At 58.1% G+C, this 17179-nt stretch carries 19 protein-coding genes and 1 tRNA gene; 10 read left to right on the forward strand and 10 right to left on the reverse strand.

Annotation, left to right across the window (positions count from 1 at the left end):
* Positions 1-153 precede the first annotated feature (153 nt).
* The 9 genes from aguB to ACA052_RS01370 all read left to right on the forward strand — a co-directional run bounded on the left by aguB (position 154) and on the right by ACA052_RS01370 (position 7239).
* The gene (gene aguB / locus ACA052_RS01330; protein WP_497648066.1) at positions 154-1032 is read left to right on the forward strand and encodes an N-carbamoylputrescine amidase; all 879 of its coding nucleotides are present in this window, start codon (positions 154-156) and stop codon (positions 1030-1032) included.
* Between the two features lie 4 nt (positions 1033-1036).
* Positions 1037-2143, forward strand: coding sequence for an agmatine deiminase (gene aguA / locus ACA052_RS01335; RefSeq protein WP_497648067.1), 1107 nt, complete (start codon positions 1037-1039; stop codon positions 2141-2143).
* Between the two features lie 244 nt (positions 2144-2387).
* Positions 2388-2600, forward strand: coding sequence for a hypothetical protein (locus ACA052_RS01340; protein WP_497648068.1), 213 nt, complete (start codon positions 2388-2390; stop codon positions 2598-2600).
* Between the two features lie 409 nt (positions 2601-3009).
* Positions 3010-4293 carry an OprD family porin gene (locus ACA052_RS01345; RefSeq protein ID WP_497648069.1) on the forward strand — a complete coding sequence of 428 codons (1284 nt, stop codon included), beginning with the start codon at positions 3010-3012 and terminating at the stop codon, positions 4291-4293.
* A 63-nt stretch (positions 4294-4356) separates the two neighbouring features.
* A complete protein-coding gene (locus ACA052_RS01350; protein WP_497648070.1) occupies positions 4357-4596 on the forward strand; it encodes a hypothetical protein in 240 nt (79 codons plus the stop codon).
* 104 nt (positions 4597-4700) lie between these two features.
* Positions 4701-4922, forward strand: a complete 222-nt coding sequence (locus ACA052_RS01355) for a tautomerase family protein (protein ID WP_497648071.1) — start codon at positions 4701-4703, stop codon at positions 4920-4922.
* Positions 4919-5575 (forward strand): DsbA family oxidoreductase, encoded by a 657-nt coding sequence (locus ACA052_RS01360; RefSeq protein WP_497648072.1) that lies wholly within the window; start codon positions 4919-4921, stop codon positions 5573-5575. The genes ACA052_RS01355 and ACA052_RS01360 overlap by 4 nt, the downstream gene beginning before the upstream one ends.
* A 43-nt stretch (positions 5576-5618) precedes the next feature.
* A complete protein-coding gene (locus ACA052_RS01365) occupies positions 5619-6329 on the forward strand; it encodes an SDR family NAD(P)-dependent oxidoreductase (protein WP_497648073.1) in 711 nt (236 codons plus the stop codon).
* Positions 6330-6396: 67 nt separating this feature from the next.
* Positions 6397-7239, forward strand: coding sequence for an oxidoreductase (locus ACA052_RS01370; protein ID WP_497648074.1), 843 nt, complete (start codon positions 6397-6399; stop codon positions 7237-7239).
* Between the two features lie 78 nt (positions 7240-7317).
* Here ACA052_RS01370 and ACA052_RS01375 read toward each other — a convergent pair.
* From ACA052_RS01375 to ACA052_RS01405, 7 genes are all read right to left on the reverse strand, one after another.
* Positions 7318-7393 (reverse strand) — tRNA-Thr (locus ACA052_RS01375).
* 130 nt (positions 7394-7523) lie between these two features.
* Positions 7524-8765 (reverse strand): nucleoside deaminase, encoded by a 1242-nt coding sequence (locus ACA052_RS01380; protein WP_497648075.1) that lies wholly within the window; start codon positions 8763-8765, stop codon positions 7524-7526.
* Positions 8766-9065: 300 nt separating this feature from the next.
* Entirely contained in the window at positions 9066-10295 is a 1230-nt protein-coding gene (locus tag ACA052_RS01385) for a methyltransferase (RefSeq protein WP_497648076.1), read from the reverse strand.
* A complete protein-coding gene (locus ACA052_RS01390; protein WP_497648077.1) occupies positions 10276-10965 on the reverse strand; it encodes an ABC transporter permease in 690 nt (229 codons plus the stop codon). The genes ACA052_RS01385 and ACA052_RS01390 overlap by 20 nt, the downstream gene beginning before the upstream one ends.
* On the reverse strand, positions 10962-11657 hold the full coding sequence (locus tag ACA052_RS01395) for an ABC transporter permease (RefSeq protein WP_497648078.1): 696 nt from the start codon (positions 11655-11657) through the stop codon (positions 10962-10964). Before ACA052_RS01395 ends, ACA052_RS01390 begins: the two co-directional genes overlap by 4 nt.
* 78 nt (positions 11658-11735) lie before the next feature.
* A complete protein-coding gene (locus tag ACA052_RS01400) occupies positions 11736-12482 on the reverse strand; it encodes an ABC transporter substrate-binding protein (RefSeq protein WP_497648079.1) in 747 nt (248 codons plus the stop codon).
* A gap of 13 nt (positions 12483-12495) precedes the next feature.
* Positions 12496-13269: an ABC transporter ATP-binding protein gene (locus tag ACA052_RS01405; protein WP_065257721.1), complete on the reverse strand. Its 774-nt coding sequence runs from the start codon at positions 13267-13269 to the stop codon at positions 12496-12498.
* Positions 13270-13824: 555 nt separating this feature from the next.
* Here ACA052_RS01405 and gabP point away from each other — a divergent pair.
* Positions 13825-15216, forward strand: coding sequence for a GABA permease (gabP, locus tag ACA052_RS01410; protein WP_497648080.1), 1392 nt, complete (start codon positions 13825-13827; stop codon positions 15214-15216).
* 82 nt (positions 15217-15298) lie between these two features.
* Here gabP and ACA052_RS01415 read toward each other — a convergent pair whose 3' ends face one another.
* Genes ACA052_RS01415 through ACA052_RS01425 form a run of 3 tightly spaced genes read right to left on the reverse strand, consistent with a single transcriptional unit; the run spans position 15299 to position 17169 of the window.
* Positions 15299-15742 (reverse strand): hypothetical protein, encoded by a 444-nt coding sequence (locus ACA052_RS01415; RefSeq protein WP_497648081.1) that lies wholly within the window; start codon positions 15740-15742, stop codon positions 15299-15301.
* 6 nt (positions 15743-15748) lie between these two features.
* Positions 15749-16165 carry a hypothetical protein gene (locus ACA052_RS01420; RefSeq protein WP_497648082.1) on the reverse strand — a complete coding sequence of 139 codons (417 nt, stop codon included), beginning with the start codon at positions 16163-16165 and terminating at the stop codon, positions 15749-15751.
* Between the two features lie 20 nt (positions 16166-16185).
* Positions 16186-17169 (reverse strand): alpha/beta hydrolase family protein, encoded by a 984-nt coding sequence (locus tag ACA052_RS01425; RefSeq protein ID WP_497648083.1) that lies wholly within the window; start codon positions 17167-17169, stop codon positions 16186-16188.
* Between the last annotated feature and the right edge of the window lie 10 nt (positions 17170-17179).

Genomic DNA, 17179 nt, shown 5'->3' on the forward strand with positions numbered 1-17179 from the left:
TTTAGACAGAAGGCGTACTGACAGCTTTGAAAGCCGATTTTTATCGGCTATAAAGTCGCCATTGCCACGGCGTGACTCATCACGTCCGGTGCTTCCCCTTTCTGTCATCGGTCGATGCCACCCTCGACCCTCAGCACTTCCCGGAGATGATTCATGAGTCGTATCGTTACCGTCGCCGCCACCCAGATGGCCTGTTCCTGGGACCTTGAAGCCAACCTCGAGACTGCCGAGAAGCTGGTCCGTGAGGCCGCAGCCAAAGGCGCGCAGATCATCCTCATCCAGGAACTGTTCGAGGCTCCGTACTTCTGCCAGAAGCCGAACCCGGATTACCTGCAACTGGCCACGACGGTTGAAGACAACGTCGCCATCAAGCACTTCCAGAAAGTCGCCAAAGAATTGCAGGTCGTGCTGCCGATCAGTTTTTATGAGCTGGCGGGCCGCGCGCGTTTCAACAGCATCGCGATCATCGATGCCGACGGCAGCAACCTCGGGATTTATCGGAAAAGCCATATCCCGGACGGCCCTGGCTATCACGAAAAGTATTACTTCAATCCAGGCGATACCGGATTCAAAGTCTGGAACACCCGTTACGCGAAAATCGGCGTTGGCATCTGCTGGGATCAGTGGTTCCCTGAATGCGCCCGCAGCATGGCGTTGTTGGGCGCGGAAATTCTGTTCTACCCGACCGCCATCGGTAGCGAGCCGCACGACAAGACCATCTCGTCCCGTGATCACTGGCAGCGCGTGCAACAAGGCCATGCCGGCGCCAACCTGATGCCGCTCATCGCCAGCAACCGCATCGGCAACGAAGAACAGGACGGCTACGACATTACGTTCTACGGCTCGTCGTTCATCGCCAACCAGTTCGGCGAAAAGGTTCAGGAACTCGACAAAACCGAGGAAGGCGTGTTGGTTCAGAGCTTCGACCTCGATGAACTGGAGCACATTCGCAGCGCGTGGGGCTCGTTCCGTGATCGACGCCCGAACCTATACAATGCGATCAAAACCCTCGACGGTTCCCTGGAGTCCTGATCCGATGACCACTTTACACAGCACCCCGCGCGCCGATGGCTTCTACATGCCCGCCGAGTGGGCGCCACAAACCCAGACCTGGATGATCTGGCCCGAGCGCCCGGACAACTGGCGGTTGGGTGGCAAACCGGCACAAGCCGCACACGTGGCGGTGGCCAAGGCCATCGCCCGCTTCGAACCGGTGACCGTGGCGGTTTCCGCCGGCCAGTACGAAAACGCTCGTGCCCGTCTCGACGGGCCGAATATCCGCGTTGTGGAAATGTCCAGCGATGACGCCTGGGTTCGCGACACAGGCCCGACGTTCGTTATCAATAACAGCGGCGAAGTCCGGGGTGTTAACTGGGACTTCAACTCGTGGGGCGGTTTTGATGGCGGTCTGTATTCGCCGTGGAACCGTGATTCGCAGGTCGGCGGCAAGATCCTCGAGATCGAGCGCAGCCAACGCTACCGCACCGAAGGCTTCGTACTCGAAGGCGGTTCGATCCACGTTGACGGCGAAGGCACGCTGATCACCACCGAAGAATGCCTGCTCAACCGCAATCGAAATCCGCACCTTAATCGTGCAGAGATCGAAGCGGTGCTCAGCGCGAATCTGGCTGTGGATAAAATCATCTGGCTGCCGGACGGTTTGTTCAATGACGAAACCGACGGCCATGTGGATAACTTCTGCTGCTACGTGCGTCCGGGTGAAGTACTGCTGGCCTGGACCGATGACCCGCAGGACCCGAACTACCCGCGCTGCCAGGCGGCGATGAACGTGCTGCAAAGCAGCACGGACGCCAAGGGTCGCCCATTTACGGTGCACAAGATGCCAATTCCGGGGCCGCTGTACGCGACTGAGGAAGAGTGTGCGGGTGTTGATCCGGTGGATGGTACGCAAGAAAGAAATCCGACCGTGCGTCTGGCCGGTTCCTACGTGAACTTCCTGATTGTAAACGGCGGCATCATCGCGCCAAGCTTCGACGATCCGCTGGACGGTCCTGCCAAAGAGATTTTGCAGGCCTTGTTCCCGCAGCACGAAGTGGTGATGGTGCCCGGGCGTGAACTGTTACTGGGAGGCGGAAACATCCACTGCCTTACCCAACAACAGCCCGCGCCGCACAAGCAGTGAGTGAGGTTGTAACAGCTTGAGTTGATAGCGAAATCGCTCAAGCAGCGTTTTACCTTCGCGTTTGACAACGAAGCCCGCATCCCTACAGGACCGCGGGCTTCTTTGTATCCACTTGTCGATACTTGCGACACATTGGCACAGCTCTTGTATCTGTCATGGGGTGAAACAGGGAGGGGAGAACTTCGATGTTCTGTCATAAACCTTGGATAAGTTAGCCGCTCACACACCAGGAGAGAGCGCGGAAATGAACGCCGAAGTAAACATTGTGAGCGAGCGGGCGTTGCATCCCCTGGCAGTAAACAGCGAATCGCTCCAGATCCTGGCGCACTGGTTGAAGTCCAAAGGAACGCGTCAGATCACAGAAAGTGATCCGCGCCGGACGATGATCGAGCGCTATCCCGCTGGTTTATTTAGCGAGGCGGAACTGGATGCGTTGTGGGATGTGATGGAAGGATAAGAAGAACAGCAACGGATTGATAAAACAAAAAAGCGCTGCCGGGGATGGCAGCGTTTTTTTTTGCAGATCAAAAGATCGCAGCCTGCGGCAGCTCCTACAGGGATCAATGTAGGAGCTGCCGCAGGCTGCGATCTTTTGATTTTGCTTTCAGAAGCTATAAGTCCCGCTCATCGCCTTAGACGATTTTTGCCTATCTTCAGAAGATTGATGAAATTGACACAAGGTTAAGGGCGCGACTAGGATTCGCCCCAACGCCTGTGGCTAACCGCCATGACTCAAATTAATAAAAAGGCCCGCCGCGATTTTTAGTGGGCGGGCCTTTTTGTTTCGAGGTGAAAAAAGAGTGCGATAGCGCCGTTTCAGCCGTTCGACACAGCGCGTATCAACCGGTAATAAGGAAAAGAACAAAATGTTGAATAAGCGAATCAGCTTGATCGCTCTGGGGATGTTGAGTGCTACATCGGTTATGGCAAACGACCAGGCTGAGTCCAAGGGTTTTGTTGAAGACAGCAGCCTCAAAGTGCTGCTGCGCAATGCGTACATCAACCGCGACAAAAAAGACGGTAATCCCGATCAGCGCGAGTGGGGTCAGGCTGCCATCGGCACCTACACATCGGGCTTCACCCAAGGCACCGTGGGCGTAGGCGTTGATGCCTTCGGCCTGTATGCCTTGCGTCTGGACCGTGGCAGCCACAGCGGCGGCCAGGGCATCGACTTCTTCAAGGAAGGCGACAGCGGCAACCCGGCTGGCGATCTGGCCAAGGCCGGCGGCGCGGTAAAATTTCGCGTGTCCAACACCGTCCTGACCTACGGTGACCAGATGCCGGTCCTGCCGGTGCTGAGCTACGATAACTCGCGCCTGCTGCCGGAAAGCTACACGGGCACCATGATCACTTCCAAAGAGATCAAGGGCCTTGAGCTGAACGCCGGTCGCTTCACCGCCGAATCGCGCAAAAGCGCGGAAGCACGTGACAGCGGCGGCCTGAAGTCGATCAACGTATTGGGTGGTAGCTACCAGTTCACCGAACAATTCAAGGCTGCGGTATACGCATCCGACGTTGAAGACGTGTTGAAGAAGCAATACGTAAACGCCAACTACGTGTTCCCGATCGACAAGGATCAGTCCCTGACCCTGGACTTCAACGGCTACCGTACCAAGCTGGACGATTCCTACGTCCGCGAAAGCCAGGCCACCGGCGACGACAACAAGATCTGGAGCCTGGCTGCGACCTTCGCCACCGGCCCGCACTCGTTCACCATCGCCCACCAGCGCAGCACCGGCGACAGCAACCTGGGCTATGCCTATGGCGGCTATCAGAAGGATCAAGGCCGCATCGGTGACGGTGGCAACACCATCTACCTGGCGAACTCCTACTGGTCCGACTTCAACGCCGAAGACGAACGCAGCTGGCAGTTGGGCTACGGCCTGGACTTCAGCACTTTCGGCGTTCCAGGCCTGAGCTACAGCGTGGCCTACGTGCGCGGTGACAACATCACCACGTCCACCAGCGAAGGCGGAACCGAGCGTGAAATCTTCAACCAGTTCAAGTACGTCGTCCAAAGCGGCCCGGCCAAAGACCTGAGCGTGAAACTGCGCAGCTCGATCCTGCGCGTTTCGCAGAAATCGAGTGAATACAACGCCAGCGGTAACGAACTGCGCGTGTTTGTGGATTACCCGATCAACATTTTCTGATGATGGGTTGAGGCCTGATTCAAGGCTGAAAAAAAAGAAGCCCCGACTGGTTCGGGGCTTTTTATGCGCGCACTTTGGGTACACGAGATGATTTTACTGGCTGCGATTGTTGATCGGGGTGCGTCCAACACCTTCACCACATCATCGATGATTGCCTTCGTCATTACTCCGGTTGGTTCCTGCATCGAATTCGAGTTCTCGGGCCCGGTCGCTGAATCGGCAGCGACGGTCAGCGCCAGCCGACTGATCCTTTCTGAGGCAAAAGTGTTGTGTAGTCGTGACTGCACCAATTACACCAAGTAACTAATGATGTTCCCGCCCCCCCCTTTATCCCCTCCAGACAACCTCATACATTGAACTCCAACACCTACCCATCACCCCGATGAGCAGGTCACTGGAGATTCCTCATGCCTTTCGTAAGCGTTCGCATCACCCGCGATGGCGTTACCTCCGAGCAGAAAGCTCAGGTGATCGCCGAAATCACTGAAACCCTGCAACGCGTCCTCAAAAAGGATCCGCACCTTACCCACATCGTGATCGAAGAAGTCGACACCGATAACTGGGGCTACGCCGGCATCACCACCACCCAGTACCGCAAGCAACTGGCTGAGACGGAGGGCAAGTCATGACCACGTCCGTCTCCATCGACTTCATTTCCGACGTGGTGTGCCCTTGGTGCGCATTGGGTGCGACGGCGCTGGAGCAGGCGATCGAGAATGTGGCCAGTGAAGTGTCGGTGGCCCTGACCTACAAGCCTTTTGAGTTGAACCCGGACATGCCGGCAGTCGGCGAGAAAGCGGTCGAGCATTTGATGCGCAAATATGGACGAACCGCCGAGGACGTTGCCGCCGGCAAAGCGATGCAGATCGAACGCGGCGAGGCCATCGGTTTCACGTTCGATCTTGAGAAGCGTACTCACTTCTACAACACGTTTGATGCGCATCGGCTGTTGTTGTGGGCGCTGCAGGAAGGACGGCAGGTTGAGCTGAAGAAAATCCTGCTACGCGCTTACTTCACCGACGGCCAGAACCCGAGTGATCGCGAGACGTTGGTGAGTTTGGCGCAGGAAGCAGGACTGGATGCGGTGGCGGCAAAAGAGGTGTTGGCGTCCGGAGCGTTCGCCAAAGAAGTGCGTGAGCTTGAGGCGTTTTACCGCCAGCACGGCATCAATTCAGTTCCGGCCATGATCCTTAACGGTCGTCACCTGGTGTCCGGTTCGCAGTCGGTCGAGTACTACGAACAGATGTTGAGACAAATGGCGAAGGAAACCGCCGAAGCCTGATTCATTACTTTTTTAAACCATCATTTATTAGTAGAGGTTCATCATGAGCAATTCGAAAAAAGTCATCGTTATTACTGGCGCCTCCCAAGGTCTCGGCGCAGGCATGGTCAAGGCTTTCCGTGATCTGGATTACAAAGTTGTCGCCACTTCGCGTTCGATCAAGCCTTCCACCGACCCGGACATCCTCACCGTGGCCGGCGACATCGGCGACCCGGCAGTCGCCCAGCAAGTCATCCGTGAAGCCATCGCACGTTTTGGCCGCATCGATACGCTGGTGAACAATGCCGGGATCTTCATCGCCAAGCCGTTCACCGCCTACACCGCTGAAGACTACGCCAATGTGCTGTCGGTGAACGTCAATGGCTTCTTCTACATCACCCAGCTCGCCATCGCCGAGATGGAAAAACAAGGCAAAGGCCACGTCGTCAACATCACCACCAGCCTGGTGGACCACGCCATCGACGGTGTGCCGTCCGTACTGGCTTCGCTGACCAAAGGTGGCCTGAACGCGGCAACCAAATCCCTGGCCATCGAATACGCCAAGCGCGGGATTCGGGTGAACGCGGTTTCCCCAGGCATCATCAAGACGCCGATGCACGGTGAAGAAACTCATGAAGCACTGGGGAATTTGCACCCGGTCGGACACATGGGCGAGATCAGCGACATTGCACAGGCGGTTGTGTATCTGGACAGCGCCAACTTTGTAACTGGTGAGATTCTGCACGTCGATGGTGGTCAGAGCGCCGGTCACTGAGATCTGACCTGACTGTCCGCAACGCCGTCGATCACTATCGACGGCGTTTTCATTTGGAGAGCGCAGCATGGACATCCACGTTCACAAGGTTTTCCTGATTACCGGGGTCAGCTCAGGCTTCGGCCTGGCATTTTCGCAAGCAGCGCTGGCGGCGGGGCACACGGTGGTGGGCACGGTGCGGCGCGAATCAGAGCGTGCTGCGTTCGAAGCGCTGGACGCTCACCGCGCCAAAGCGTTCGTGCTCGATGTCACCGATTTTCCGGCGATCGATCCGCTGGTGGCCGACATCCTGGGCGAGGTGGGCCAGATCGATGTGTTGGTGAACAACGCCGGTTATGGTCATGAAGGCATTCTCGAAGAGTCACCACTGACGGAAATGCAGCGCCAGTTCGATGTCAATGTGTTTGGCGCGGTGGCGATGATCAAGGCGGTTCTGCCGGGCATGCGTGAGCGCCGCAGCGGGCATATCGTCAACATCACCTCGATGGCCGGCTTCATCACCTTGCCGGGCATCGCCTACTACAGCGGCAGCAAATTCGCCCTGGAAGGCGTCAGTGAGGCGCTGGCCAAAGAAGTTGAAAGTCTGGGCATTCACGTGACCGCCATGGCGCCCGGCTCGTTTCGTACTGAATGGGCGGGGCGCTCGATGATCCGTTCGGGTCGCACGTTGGGTGAGTACGACGCGGTGTTCGATCCGGTTCGCAAAGCGCGTGAAGGAAAGAGTGGCAAGCAGGCTGGTGATCCGCACAAGGCGGCGCAGGCCTTGTTGACGTTGGTCGCTGCAGAAAAGCCGCCGGTTCATCTGTTGCTTGGCAAGGATGCGGTGAGGCTGGTGCGCGAAAAGATCGCGTATCTTCAGGCGGAAATCGATGCCTGGGAGCATCTTTCGGAGTCGACGGAGTTCGACTGATCGAAACGCTCGCCGTATAGAAACTCAAACCCCGGAAACAACAAAGCCCTCGTATTTCTACGAGGGCTTCGTTTTGTATGGTGCCGGCACCAGGAGTCGAACCCGGGACCTACTGATTACAAGTCAGTTGCTCTACCAACTGAGCTATACCGGCGTGTTAGGGCGACGATTATAGCGATTGGATTGGTTCTGTAAACCCCTGAATTCAGACTATTTTTGCACAAGCGTCAGACCAGCCTCGCGGACCCTTCCACGGGGCTGGTTTATGCGTTTGTTTTAAAGGCCTACACGCCGTTTTTGACCGCGTTGATCAAGTCCTGACTCAGCACCTGCGCGGGCGCTACTTGCACGTTTTGGGTGTAGAACGGCGGCAGGTTCTGGGCCAGTGTCGATAATGCCTGGGCGGTGGTGTTGCCCGGCAAGAGCACGTATTGCAGGTTGGAGGGATAGCTCTGCGGCACGGGGCCTTCCATGGTCGAGCCGTACGCGCCGAAGGTCATCACGGCCTGCGGGGTGGTGGGGTCGGGGGCGTAGAGGAAGACGAAGGTGCCGTACTTCGGGTGCGTCAGGTATTGCTCGGCTTGGGCGCGGACCGCCGGGTCGGGGTCGTTCATCAGGGTCCAGCGCATGACCGCGTAGTTGCGGGTTGTTTCCATGAACGCTGTACGAATCGGCGACTGGTTCTCGACGCCTCCCAGACATACCAGCAAATTGCCGAACGGATCGATCAGTGCCACCGAATTGAATACGGTGCTTTGCTGCGCGGTCTTCAGTAGCGGCGGGGCGAGTTCAGCTCCAGGATCTCGCGGATTCGCCGATTGCACGGTCAGCGCGAACGGGCTGAGTGCAGTGAGTGCCTGGCGCACTTTGCTGTTGGCCGGCAGCGTTGCCGGGTTTTGCAACTGATCTGGCGGCAGGCCGCTGTTGTTACTGGCCTCGCGCACTGTGTTGACGCTGGCGGAGAAGATCGAACTGCAGAGGAAGTACGCCGCCGAATCGATGGTTTGTCCACCGAACACCGGGCTGGTCGAGCCCTGATAAGCCCGGCTGACTGGCGCCGCAATCGCGTAATAACCCCAGGTGTTCTGCGCTTGCTGGCGAATTTTCGGCGGCAATGAAGGAAAAGTGAACTGGTTGTTGTAGTTGATGCCTGCGTAATCATCGATCGCACTGACGGCGACGTTAAATCCTGCAGTCAGCAGCGAACCGGCGCACATGGCGCAGGGGTCCAGTGTGGTGACGACGGTCAGTTGATTGGGCGGTGGCAGGTTCAGTGGTGCGACGTTTTCGTAGTACCAGTCCACCAGTTGCCGCTCGCCGTGGGCGGTCGGGTCATGGGGTAGAAAGTAGGGGGTGCCGCTGCCGGGAAAAGGCATCAGCACGTTGTTGTGCATTGCGGCGATGACCTCGCCCGTTGCGTTGTTGATGATGGCGCCACCCACCGCGAAGGTTTGCTGCTGCGCAGCTTCAATGGCTTGGTTGGCGACGGTATCGACGGCTTCCTGCGCACTGTTCAATGTGCTCATGTTTTCCCAGCTCCTTGCTGTCCCTGACGTCAGAGAATTCTGGCGCTTGGCAAAGATAGTTGAGGTTTGCGACGTCGTTTATGTTGTTTTGGCTTAACGCTTATGCACAACGGGGACCTGCGTTACATGCGGTCATGGGCGAAAATGTGGAGGCGTTCTCATTTGTTCGCAAATGCCTGTTTTTCCGCTTTTTTCTGCAGGTGTACGAAAACTGAACAGATTAGTTTCAGTCCTGAAACAGGCGTAGATATTGGATCCACAATAATTCCATCAACAGAGTTATCCACAGGCTGCGTTGGTTTAGACGCGCTCGGCCAACAGTAGGAAATTACGCGGCGTGAGCGGCGTTTCGCAGAAGGTTCCGAGGCGAACGGTGTATCCCTGTTCGGTGAGAAAAAGCGCCCGATCAAGCACCAGCCAAAGCTCCAGCGGGCGTCGGAAAAGTCCGCGCAGCAGCTCCAGGTTGCGCACTTCAGCTAATCGCCGCCAACCGGCCGCTTCGACTGCAGACCAATCTTGCGGGCCCATTGTGGATAACTCTTTGAGTGCGGCCAAATGATGGCAGTAATCGGCGAAAGATTTGTCCAGCCAGGCACTTGGCAGGGAAGGGGTCGGCAGGTATTCATCAACGCCGCGCAGTTGCCGTTGCAGCAAGTCGAACGCCAGGCGCCGGGCCATCGACGTATCGCGCTGCCGTCGGACGCGGGCACCGGCGGTGACGGTTTCGCTCATCGGGAGTGAGAGATCATCCAGTGACAGCTTCAGGTTGGAGTGATGGGCAACCGAGGAAACTGGCTGATACCCGGTCAGATTGATCCGGTTATAGCAGCAGGGCGCGATGGCTATCTGTTTACAGCCTGCAGCCGTGGCGAGCTGGATCAGTCGCACATGCAGGTCGCCACAGGCGTGCAGCGCTACTGGCGTGTGATCGGCATTCAACAGCGCAGGTGCGTCCGCCGCCAACACATCCTGCTCGATATGCAGCGCATGCAAATGATGACGCAGGCTGAGCGCCTGGCCGCTAAGCACCAGCGCCGGATCATGCTCAAGACACGTGAGCTGCTGACCGGGTTGCAGCAGGCGCCGACCCAAGTGGCCTTTACCAGAACACCAATCCAGCCAATGCTTCGGCGATGCAGCAAACGACAAGCGACTGGCGAACGCTTCGATCTGTTGCCACTTGCGTCCCGGCACATCGACATTCAGTCGATGCCCGGCTGGTGCAAGCCCATGAGCTGGCAACTCACCCACCGCGCTTAGCCCAGCGGACAGTGCCGCCAGTGAAACAAACGGCTCGGGCGCCTCCAAAAGAGCAGGTTGGTTGTGAGCGCTTTCTGCCTCTGCCAGCGAACGCCCGCGTAGCCATAAAGCCAGCTCCGGGTAGGACGCTTCCCAAGGCAGCCGAAGTTGAGTAAACGGCCGAGGTTTCCACAACGCCTGATGCTCAATCAGAAAAGCATCCAGCGCCGTGAAACGAGCGAGCAGGGCCTCGCCCGTCAACACGCGGGAATCAACGCCCTTGGCAGGCATCGACGCGCAGCCAGCGCTCCAGCAGCTTGAAGCCGCGGACCAGCACGTAAGCCATCACCAGGTAGAACATGCCCGCCGCAAAGAAGATCTCCACCGGCAGATAAGTCCGGGCAATGATGGTGCGAGCCATGCCGGTGAGTTCCAGCAAGGTCACGGTACTGGCCAGGGCACTGGCCTTGAGCATCAGAATCACTTCATTGCTGTAGGCCGGCAGGCCGATGCGCGCAGCGCGCGGCAGCATGATGTAGAACATCGCTTTGGCGCGGGACATGCCCAGCGCCCGGGCGGCTTCGATCTCGCCCTTTGGAATCGCCTGAATCGAGCCGCGCAGGATCTCGGCGATGTACGCCGCCGTGTGCAGGGTCATGGTCGCGGTGGCGCACCAGAAAGGATCGCGCAGGTACGGCCACATCGCGCTGTTACGGACTGCATCGAATTGCGCCAGCCCGTAGTAGACCAGGAACAGTTGAACCAGCAACGGCGTGCCACGGAAAAAGAAGATGTAGCCGTAGGGAATTGCCCGTACATACCAGAGTCGCGACGAGCGCGCGATGCCCAGCGGAATCGCCAGCAACAGACCGGCAATCACAGCAATGGCCACCAGTTCCAGGGTCAGCGTCGCGCCCTGAGCCAGTTTCGGCAGCCACTTGATAATGACTTCCCAGTTCATTGGGTGCTCCTTGCGAAACCGCGGCCGGCGCGTTTTTCCATGAAATGCATGCCGGTCATGGCGAGAATCGTCAGGCCCAGGTACATGAACGCGGCCACCATATAAAAGGTGAACGGTTGTTTGGACACGGTCACACCGATTTGCGCGTGGCGCATGATTTCTTCCAGGCCGATGACCGACACCAAGGCAGTGTCCTTCATCAGGATCATGAACAGGTTGCCCAGGCCGGGCAAGGCGATGCGCCACATCTGCGGCATGATCAGCCGGGTGAAGATGCGCCATTTCGACAGGCCCAACGCCACGCCGGCTTCACGGTGACCTTTGGGGATCGCCAGAATCGCACCCCGAAACACTTCGGTGGCATAGGCGCCGAAGCACAGCCCCAGCGCAATCACGCCAGCGGCGAAGGCATTGAGTTCAAGATCAGGTTTGCCGAAAAACTCACCCAGGGCACGCATCAGGTTGACCGTGCCGAAATAGATCAACAGCACCCAGAGCAATTCCGGAATACCGCGAACCAGCGTCGAATAAGTGCCGCCAAGCCATTGCAGCGGCTTGTACGGGGACGTCTTGGCCAAGGCGCCGAGCAGACCGAGCACCAGCCCAAGGCACAAGGCCGACAGTGCCAGTTTCACAGTCATCAGTGCACCAGCGGCGAGCGCCGGACCGAATCCGTAGAGATCGATAGTCATGGATTTCTTTTCAAATCGCGGCAGGCGATGCCGGGGACTGGCGCCGTTAAAGTACGGCGCCAGTTCGGCAGGTCAGAATCAATAGATGCTGAACGGGAAGTACTTGTCGTTGATCTTCTTGTAGGTGCCGTCAGCGACGATTTCTTTCAGCGCGAGGTTCAGCTTCGCGCGGATCGTGTCGCCTTTACGTACAGCGATACCGATCTTGTCGCTTTCTTCCACAGGGTCACCCTTGAATTCGTAAGGGCGGCCGGCGTCGCTTTTCAGCCACTCATAGTTGACGTACTTGTCCGCCAGGATGCCGTCCAGGCGACCGGAAGTCAGGTCCAGGTAAGCGTTTTCCTGGGTGTCGTAGAGTTTGACTTCAACGCCTTCCATGTTGTCTTCCATCCAGGTGCCAGCGAGGGTCGCACGTTGTGCGCCGATCACTTTGCCTTGCAGGGAGGCCCTGTCGGTTTTGAAGTCGACGTCCTTCTTGGCGATGAATTGCAGCTTGTTGGAGTAGTACGGGTCGGTGAAGTCCACCGCTTGCTTGCGCTCCTCGGTGATCGACATCGAGGAGATCAGGAAATCGAACTTCTTGGCGTTCAGGGCCGGGATGATGCCGTCCCAGTCGGAGGTGACCACGGTGCACTCGACTTTCATCTTGGCGCACAGGGCGTCACCGATTTCCTTGTCGAAGCCGACGACATTGCCACTGGCATCTTTGTTGTTGAACGGCGGGTAGGCCGCTTCGATGCCCATCTTCAAGGTTTCGGCCATGGCGCCGGCGCTGAAGGCCAGGGTGACGGCGGCGGCCAGGAAGACCTTCTTGTAGTTCTGCATGCGGGTAGCTCCGTTAGCGGTTGCTGGACATGAATTGTTTGCAGCGCGCCGAAAGCGGGTTTTCGAACACCTGCTGTGGCGATCCTTGCTCTTCTACCAGGCCCTGGTGGAGGAAGACCACTTCACTGGACACCTGACGGGCGAAGCCCATTTCGTGGGTGACCAGCAGCATGGTGCGGCCTTCTTCGGCCAATGCGCGGATGACATTAAGTACTTCCTGGACCATTTCCGGGTCAAGAGCGGAGGTGGGCTCGTCGAACAGGATCACCTTGGGCTGCATCGCCAGCGTGCGGGCGATGGCCGCGCGTTGTTGCTGGCCGCCAGAGAGTTCAGCCGGATACGCGTGGCGTTTGTCGGCGATGCCGACCTTGGCCAGCAAGGCTTCGGCGACTTCGATGGCTTCGGCTTTGCTTTGGCCGAGTACGCGACGAGGGGCCTCGATGATGTTGTCGAGCACGCTCATGTGCGGCCAGAGATTAAAGTTTTGAAACACAAAACCGATCTCGCTGCGCAGGCGGTTGATCTGTTTGCCGTCGGCGGCAACCAGTTCGCCGTTCTTGGCGGCTTTGAGTTTGAGTTCTTCGCCCGCCACCAGGATTTGGCCCTGGTGCGGGTTTTCCAGCAGGTTGATGCAACGAAGGAACGTGGACTTGCCGGAACCGGAGGAACCCAGGATCGAGATCACATCGCCGTCGCGGGCGGTCAGCGAGATGCCTTTAAGCACCTCCAGCTGTCCGTAGCGTTTGTGCAAGTTGCGGATTTCAAGCGCGGGCGTGGCCTCAGCCATGTGCGTTCCTCATTGTGTATTGCGCTCCTGCTGTTGGCGGGCCTTCCTGGCAAGGCGGCCAACCTAGCATAACGCCGGAATGGCAGCCTACAGCGCTACGGGCGGTAAACGGGTGGCGTGTGGCAGGTTGTCGCATCGGTACAGCACACTGTCGCTCAATCAACAACCGAACAGCCGTTTTAACCAGAGCCAGCTGGGCTGTCGCGTAAAAAAGGGCGCGATGTTGCCAGCTTTGGCGGGGTGTTGGAAGCGCTATCCGGACAAACGTTCCTGATCTGCGCTTTTATTGTGCGTCGAGTGTTTTTTCGGGTGTGTTTCTGGTGCGCTGCTTCGTTATAAAAGTGGGTAACAGGGTAACGCTCTGGCTAATTGCCATTAATCTCAATGACTTGCGATGACTGTCCGGTCAAGACGAGATCGCCGGGTTAGAAGGGTTTGAAACATTTTGGCGCAAATCTTGCGTACAGAATCCAGAACGCCCCGTTGGTTTCTTTTTACGAGAAGGAACACCAAGCGGGATGCACGCATTCGCTTTTCCTTACAAAGGTAGTTTCAATGAGCAGTACCCAAAGCTCTAACGGCCTCGAACAGGGGCTCAAACCGCGTCATGTGACGATGCTGTCGATTGCCGGGGTTATCGGTGCCGGCCTGTTCGTCGGCTCGGGGCACGCAATCGCCGCCGCCGGCCCAGCCGTGCTGTTGGCCTACGCCGCCGCCGGTGCTCTGGTGGTATTGGTAATGCGCATGCTGGGCGAGATGGCTGTTGCATCGCCAGACACCGGTTCATTTTCGACGTATGCCGATCGCGCGATCGGTCACTGGGCAGGTTTCACCATCGGCTGGTTGTACTGGTGGTTCTGGGTGCTGGTTATCCCGCTGGAGGCCAACGCCGCCGCGACCATCCTGCACGCCTGGTTTCCGAACGTGGCGATCTGGGCCTTTACGTTGATCATCACGTTGCTGCTGACCATCACTAACCTGTTCAGTGTGAAGAACTACGGTGAGTTCGAATTCTGGTTCGCCCTGGTCAAAGTCATAGCGATCATCGGGTTCATTGGCCTTGGCATTCTGGCGATTTTCGGCTTCCTGCCGACCAGCCAGGTTAGCGGCGTATCGCACCTGTTTGACACCCAAGGCTTCCTGCCAAACGGCATGGGCGCGGTCCTCGGCGCCATTCTGACGACCATGTTTTCCTTCATGGGTACCGAGATCGTGACCATCGCGGCCGCGGAATCGAAGAACCCTGGCCAGCAAATCTCCAAGGCCACCAACTCGGTGATCTGGCGGATTGGCTTGTTCTACCTCGTGTCGATCTTCATCGTTGTGGCCCTGGTCCCTTGGAACGACCCGATTCTGGCCAGCGTCGGCTCTTACCAGACTGTGCTTGAGCGCATGGGCATCCCGAATGCCAAGCTGATCGTCGACATCGTTGTTCTGGTTGCGGTAACAAGCTGCCTGAACTCGGCGCTCTACACGGCTTCGCGCATGATGTTCTCCCTGGGCAAGCGCGGTGATGCGCCGGCCATTTCCCAACGCACCAATAAGAGCGGCACGCCTTACTGGGCCGTGATGTTGTCGACCGGCGCAGCGTTCCTTGCGGTGTTCGCCAACTATGTGGCCCCGGCCGCCGTGTTCGACTTTCTGCTGGCCAGTTCCGGCGCCATCGCGCTGCTGGTGTACCTGGTGATCGCGTTTTCGCAATTGCGCATGCGTAAGCAGCGCATGGCGCGTGGCGAGAAAATCGCTTTCAGCATGTGGCTATTCCCTGGCCTGACCTATGCGGTGATCGTGTTCATCGTCGGCGCCCTGACCATCATGCTGTTCCAGGAAGCCCATCGCGTGGAGATCCTTGCGACCGGCCTGCTGAGTCTGTGCGTAGTGGCTGCCGGCTTGTTCGTGGCTCGCCGTCGCAAACTGGAAAAACGTGGCGCGGTGGTACTGAACTGATTCGCATCGCGTAACGCAAAACGGCCGCTGTCAGTGATGACAAGCGGCCGTTTTTTGTTTCTTAGGGCAGTGTTTACTCGCCCTATTTTTCCTGCGCGTCCAACGTCTGGCGATAGCTGTCCAGCGCATCGCCGAAGTCAGTGATGAACTGCGCGTCGGTCAGCCAGGCCTGCGCTGTTTCGCGGTCCATGCCGTCGGCCCACATGCGGTAGTCGATCAGCATGTCGGCGGCCAGGTGAGTGGCGGCCATGGCTTCATTGTCGGCGTTTTCCATGTCCAGCAATTCTGGATGGTCGCTGATGATCCCGGCGAGGTTAGATAGCAGGGTCAGCAGCATGTCGTTGCGGCTGACAGCTTCCGCGTCGCGCATTTTGCTGAACATCGACAGGGTGTATTCCGGGATCGGTTCGCCGATTTCGCCCAGGTCATCGTCCAGTGCGGCGGGTTTCCTGCCGTGGATGTTGATTTGCTTGGCTTTGATCTTGGCGCGTTTGGCGCGTTTCTGTTGCTTGTTCAGGGAGGCCATGGGAACTCAGTTTGCTTTCTGTTGGGTTTGGGCTGCAATCACGTCGGACGCTGCCACGTAGTCAGCCTGGAAGGTCGGGGATTCGATCCACGCCAGGGCGCTGGCTTCGTCGACTTCAGCGGACCATTGGCGATACTCGATCAGCGCCGCGAGGATGAAATCCATCGCGCCTTCTTCTCCTTCCTGCTCGTACACCAGCTCCAGCAGCGGGTCTTCGAGGAAAGCGATGCACATGGCTTGCTGACTGGTTTTTTCAGCGTCGATCATTTTCTTGAACAGTTCGGTCAGGTCCACCGATTCGAAGTCGATCCGATCATCGTTCGGGTCCAGCTCGACCGGCGCGGCGGCGCGTTGTGTGCGGTTCTGTTTAGCCTTGGCTTTAGCGCGGGTAGCGCGTTTTTGCTGTTTGTTGGCGGAGGCCATGGTTTTTGATCCGTCGTGCGTTAAAAGGACTCGCTGCGCGGTACTGTCCGCCCGGGGGTATCGGGGGCCAGTTCGCCGCTTCGCAGCCAGGACAATGCAATGGGCCATAGTGTGGCTTGGTATGCGCTGCGAAAAAAGGCGAAATGTCCGACTTCTTCCTCGCCTATGTCTTCGGGGGCGATTCGCAGGTGGGTGTTTGTGCTGGCGGTGAAGTAGCCAAGCAGGCGCTCGATGGCTGGAATCGTGCCATAAGGATCGTCGCTGATGCTGATGGCCAGGGTCTTCGCGGTGACGTTGGCGAAGGGCAGGCTGCCGGTTTTTGCATGTAGAGCGCGACCACTGGGACGTTTTTCGTAGCGAGACGTCGGTGTGCACCAGTCGCGCACCACGCCGGCGGGCGTGTCTTCCAGCCAGCCGAGGCGTTTGCCGGGGAAATAGCCGTAGAACATCGTCATCAATGGCATCACCAAGTGCCATTTGCCGAACATCCGCCAGCGACGGGCGGGCGTATAGTCGCGCCAGTAAGCGAATTGCGCGCCGACTGTCACCAAGCGCCGGATTAAGTGCCCAGACGCTCCCAGGCCCGCTGCGCAGCCTCCAAAGCTGTGGCCGACGACATCGACAGGTTGGCCGGGGAATTCGCGCTGAGCGCGCTTGAGCATCGCTTCAAAGTCCTGCGCACCCCAATCGGTCCATGAGGCGTCGAGTTTTTTCAGCGATGCGGGGCGAGATTCGCCGATGCCACGGTAGTCGTAGATGATCACGTCGAAACCATTGGCAAACAGATAATCGGCGAAGCGTGAATAGTGGCGGCAGCGCACGGAGGTGGCGGCGTTGATGATCACGACTGGCCGGGTCGCGTCTGGATGGGCATGTTGCCAGCTGAAACCGCCGAGGATAAAGCCGTCTGCGGCGGGTTCGTCGAACGGTTCGCCGGGCGTGGAGGTTGGCAGCGGTAATGCTGCCTGGGCCGGTGCCAGTGAAGGCATGTCCTGCAGATTCATCGGCTTCGAA

The sequence above is a fragment of the Pseudomonas sp. LBUM1644 genome, from assembly GCF_059716195.1.

Bases quoted from the DNA above. Each gene is read 5' to 3' on its own strand.
- ACA052_RS01395 (WP_497648078.1), bottom strand. From the start codon at position 11,657: ATGACTATCGATCTCTACGGATTCGGTCCGGCGCTCGCCGCTGGTGCA.
- ACA052_RS01400 (WP_497648079.1), bottom strand. From the start codon at position 12,482: ATGCAGAACTACAAGAAGGTCTTCCTGGCCGCCGCCGTCACCCTGGCC.
- ACA052_RS01420 (WP_497648082.1), bottom strand. From the start codon at position 16,165: ATGGCCTCCGCCAACAAACAGCAAAAACGCGCTACCCGCGCTAAAGCC.
- ACA052_RS01370 (WP_497648074.1), top strand. From the start codon at position 6,397: ATGGACATCCACGTTCACAAGGTTTTCCTGATTACCGGGGTCAGCTCA.
- ACA052_RS01405 (WP_065257721.1), bottom strand. From the start codon at position 13,269: ATGGCTGAGGCCACGCCCGCGCTTGAAATCCGCAACTTGCACAAACGC.
- ACA052_RS01365 (WP_497648073.1), top strand. From the start codon at position 5,619: ATGAGCAATTCGAAAAAAGTCATCGTTATTACTGGCGCCTCCCAAGGT.
- ACA052_RS01355 (WP_497648071.1), top strand. From the start codon at position 4,701: ATGCCTTTCGTAAGCGTTCGCATCACCCGCGATGGCGTTACCTCCGAG.
- ACA052_RS01350 (WP_497648070.1), top strand. From the start codon at position 4,357: ATGCGCGCACTTTGGGTACACGAGATGATTTTACTGGCTGCGATTGTT.
- gabP (WP_497648080.1), top strand. From the start codon at position 13,825: ATGAGCAGTACCCAAAGCTCTAACGGCCTCGAACAGGGGCTCAAACCG.
- ACA052_RS01380 (WP_497648075.1), bottom strand. From the start codon at position 8,765: ATGAGCACATTGAACAGTGCGCAGGAAGCCGTCGATACCGTCGCCAAC.
- aguA (WP_497648067.1), top strand. From the start codon at position 1,037: ATGACCACTTTACACAGCACCCCGCGCGCCGATGGCTTCTACATGCCC.
- ACA052_RS01415 (WP_497648081.1), bottom strand. From the start codon at position 15,742: ATGGCCTCCCTGAACAAGCAACAGAAACGCGCCAAACGCGCCAAGATC.
- ACA052_RS01425 (WP_497648083.1), bottom strand. From the start codon at position 17,169: ATGAATCTGCAGGACATGCCTTCACTGGCACCGGCCCAGGCAGCATTA.
- aguB (WP_497648066.1), top strand. From the start codon at position 154: ATGAGTCGTATCGTTACCGTCGCCGCCACCCAGATGGCCTGTTCCTGG.
- ACA052_RS01340 (WP_497648068.1), top strand. From the start codon at position 2,388: ATGAACGCCGAAGTAAACATTGTGAGCGAGCGGGCGTTGCATCCCCTG.
- ACA052_RS01345 (WP_497648069.1), top strand. From the start codon at position 3,010: ATGTTGAATAAGCGAATCAGCTTGATCGCTCTGGGGATGTTGAGTGCT.
- ACA052_RS01385 (WP_497648076.1), bottom strand. From the start codon at position 10,295: ATGCCTGCCAAGGGCGTTGATTCCCGCGTGTTGACGGGCGAGGCCCTG.
- ACA052_RS01390 (WP_497648077.1), bottom strand. From the start codon at position 10,965: ATGAACTGGGAAGTCATTATCAAGTGGCTGCCGAAACTGGCTCAGGGC.
- ACA052_RS01360 (WP_497648072.1), top strand. From the start codon at position 4,919: ATGACCACGTCCGTCTCCATCGACTTCATTTCCGACGTGGTGTGCCCT.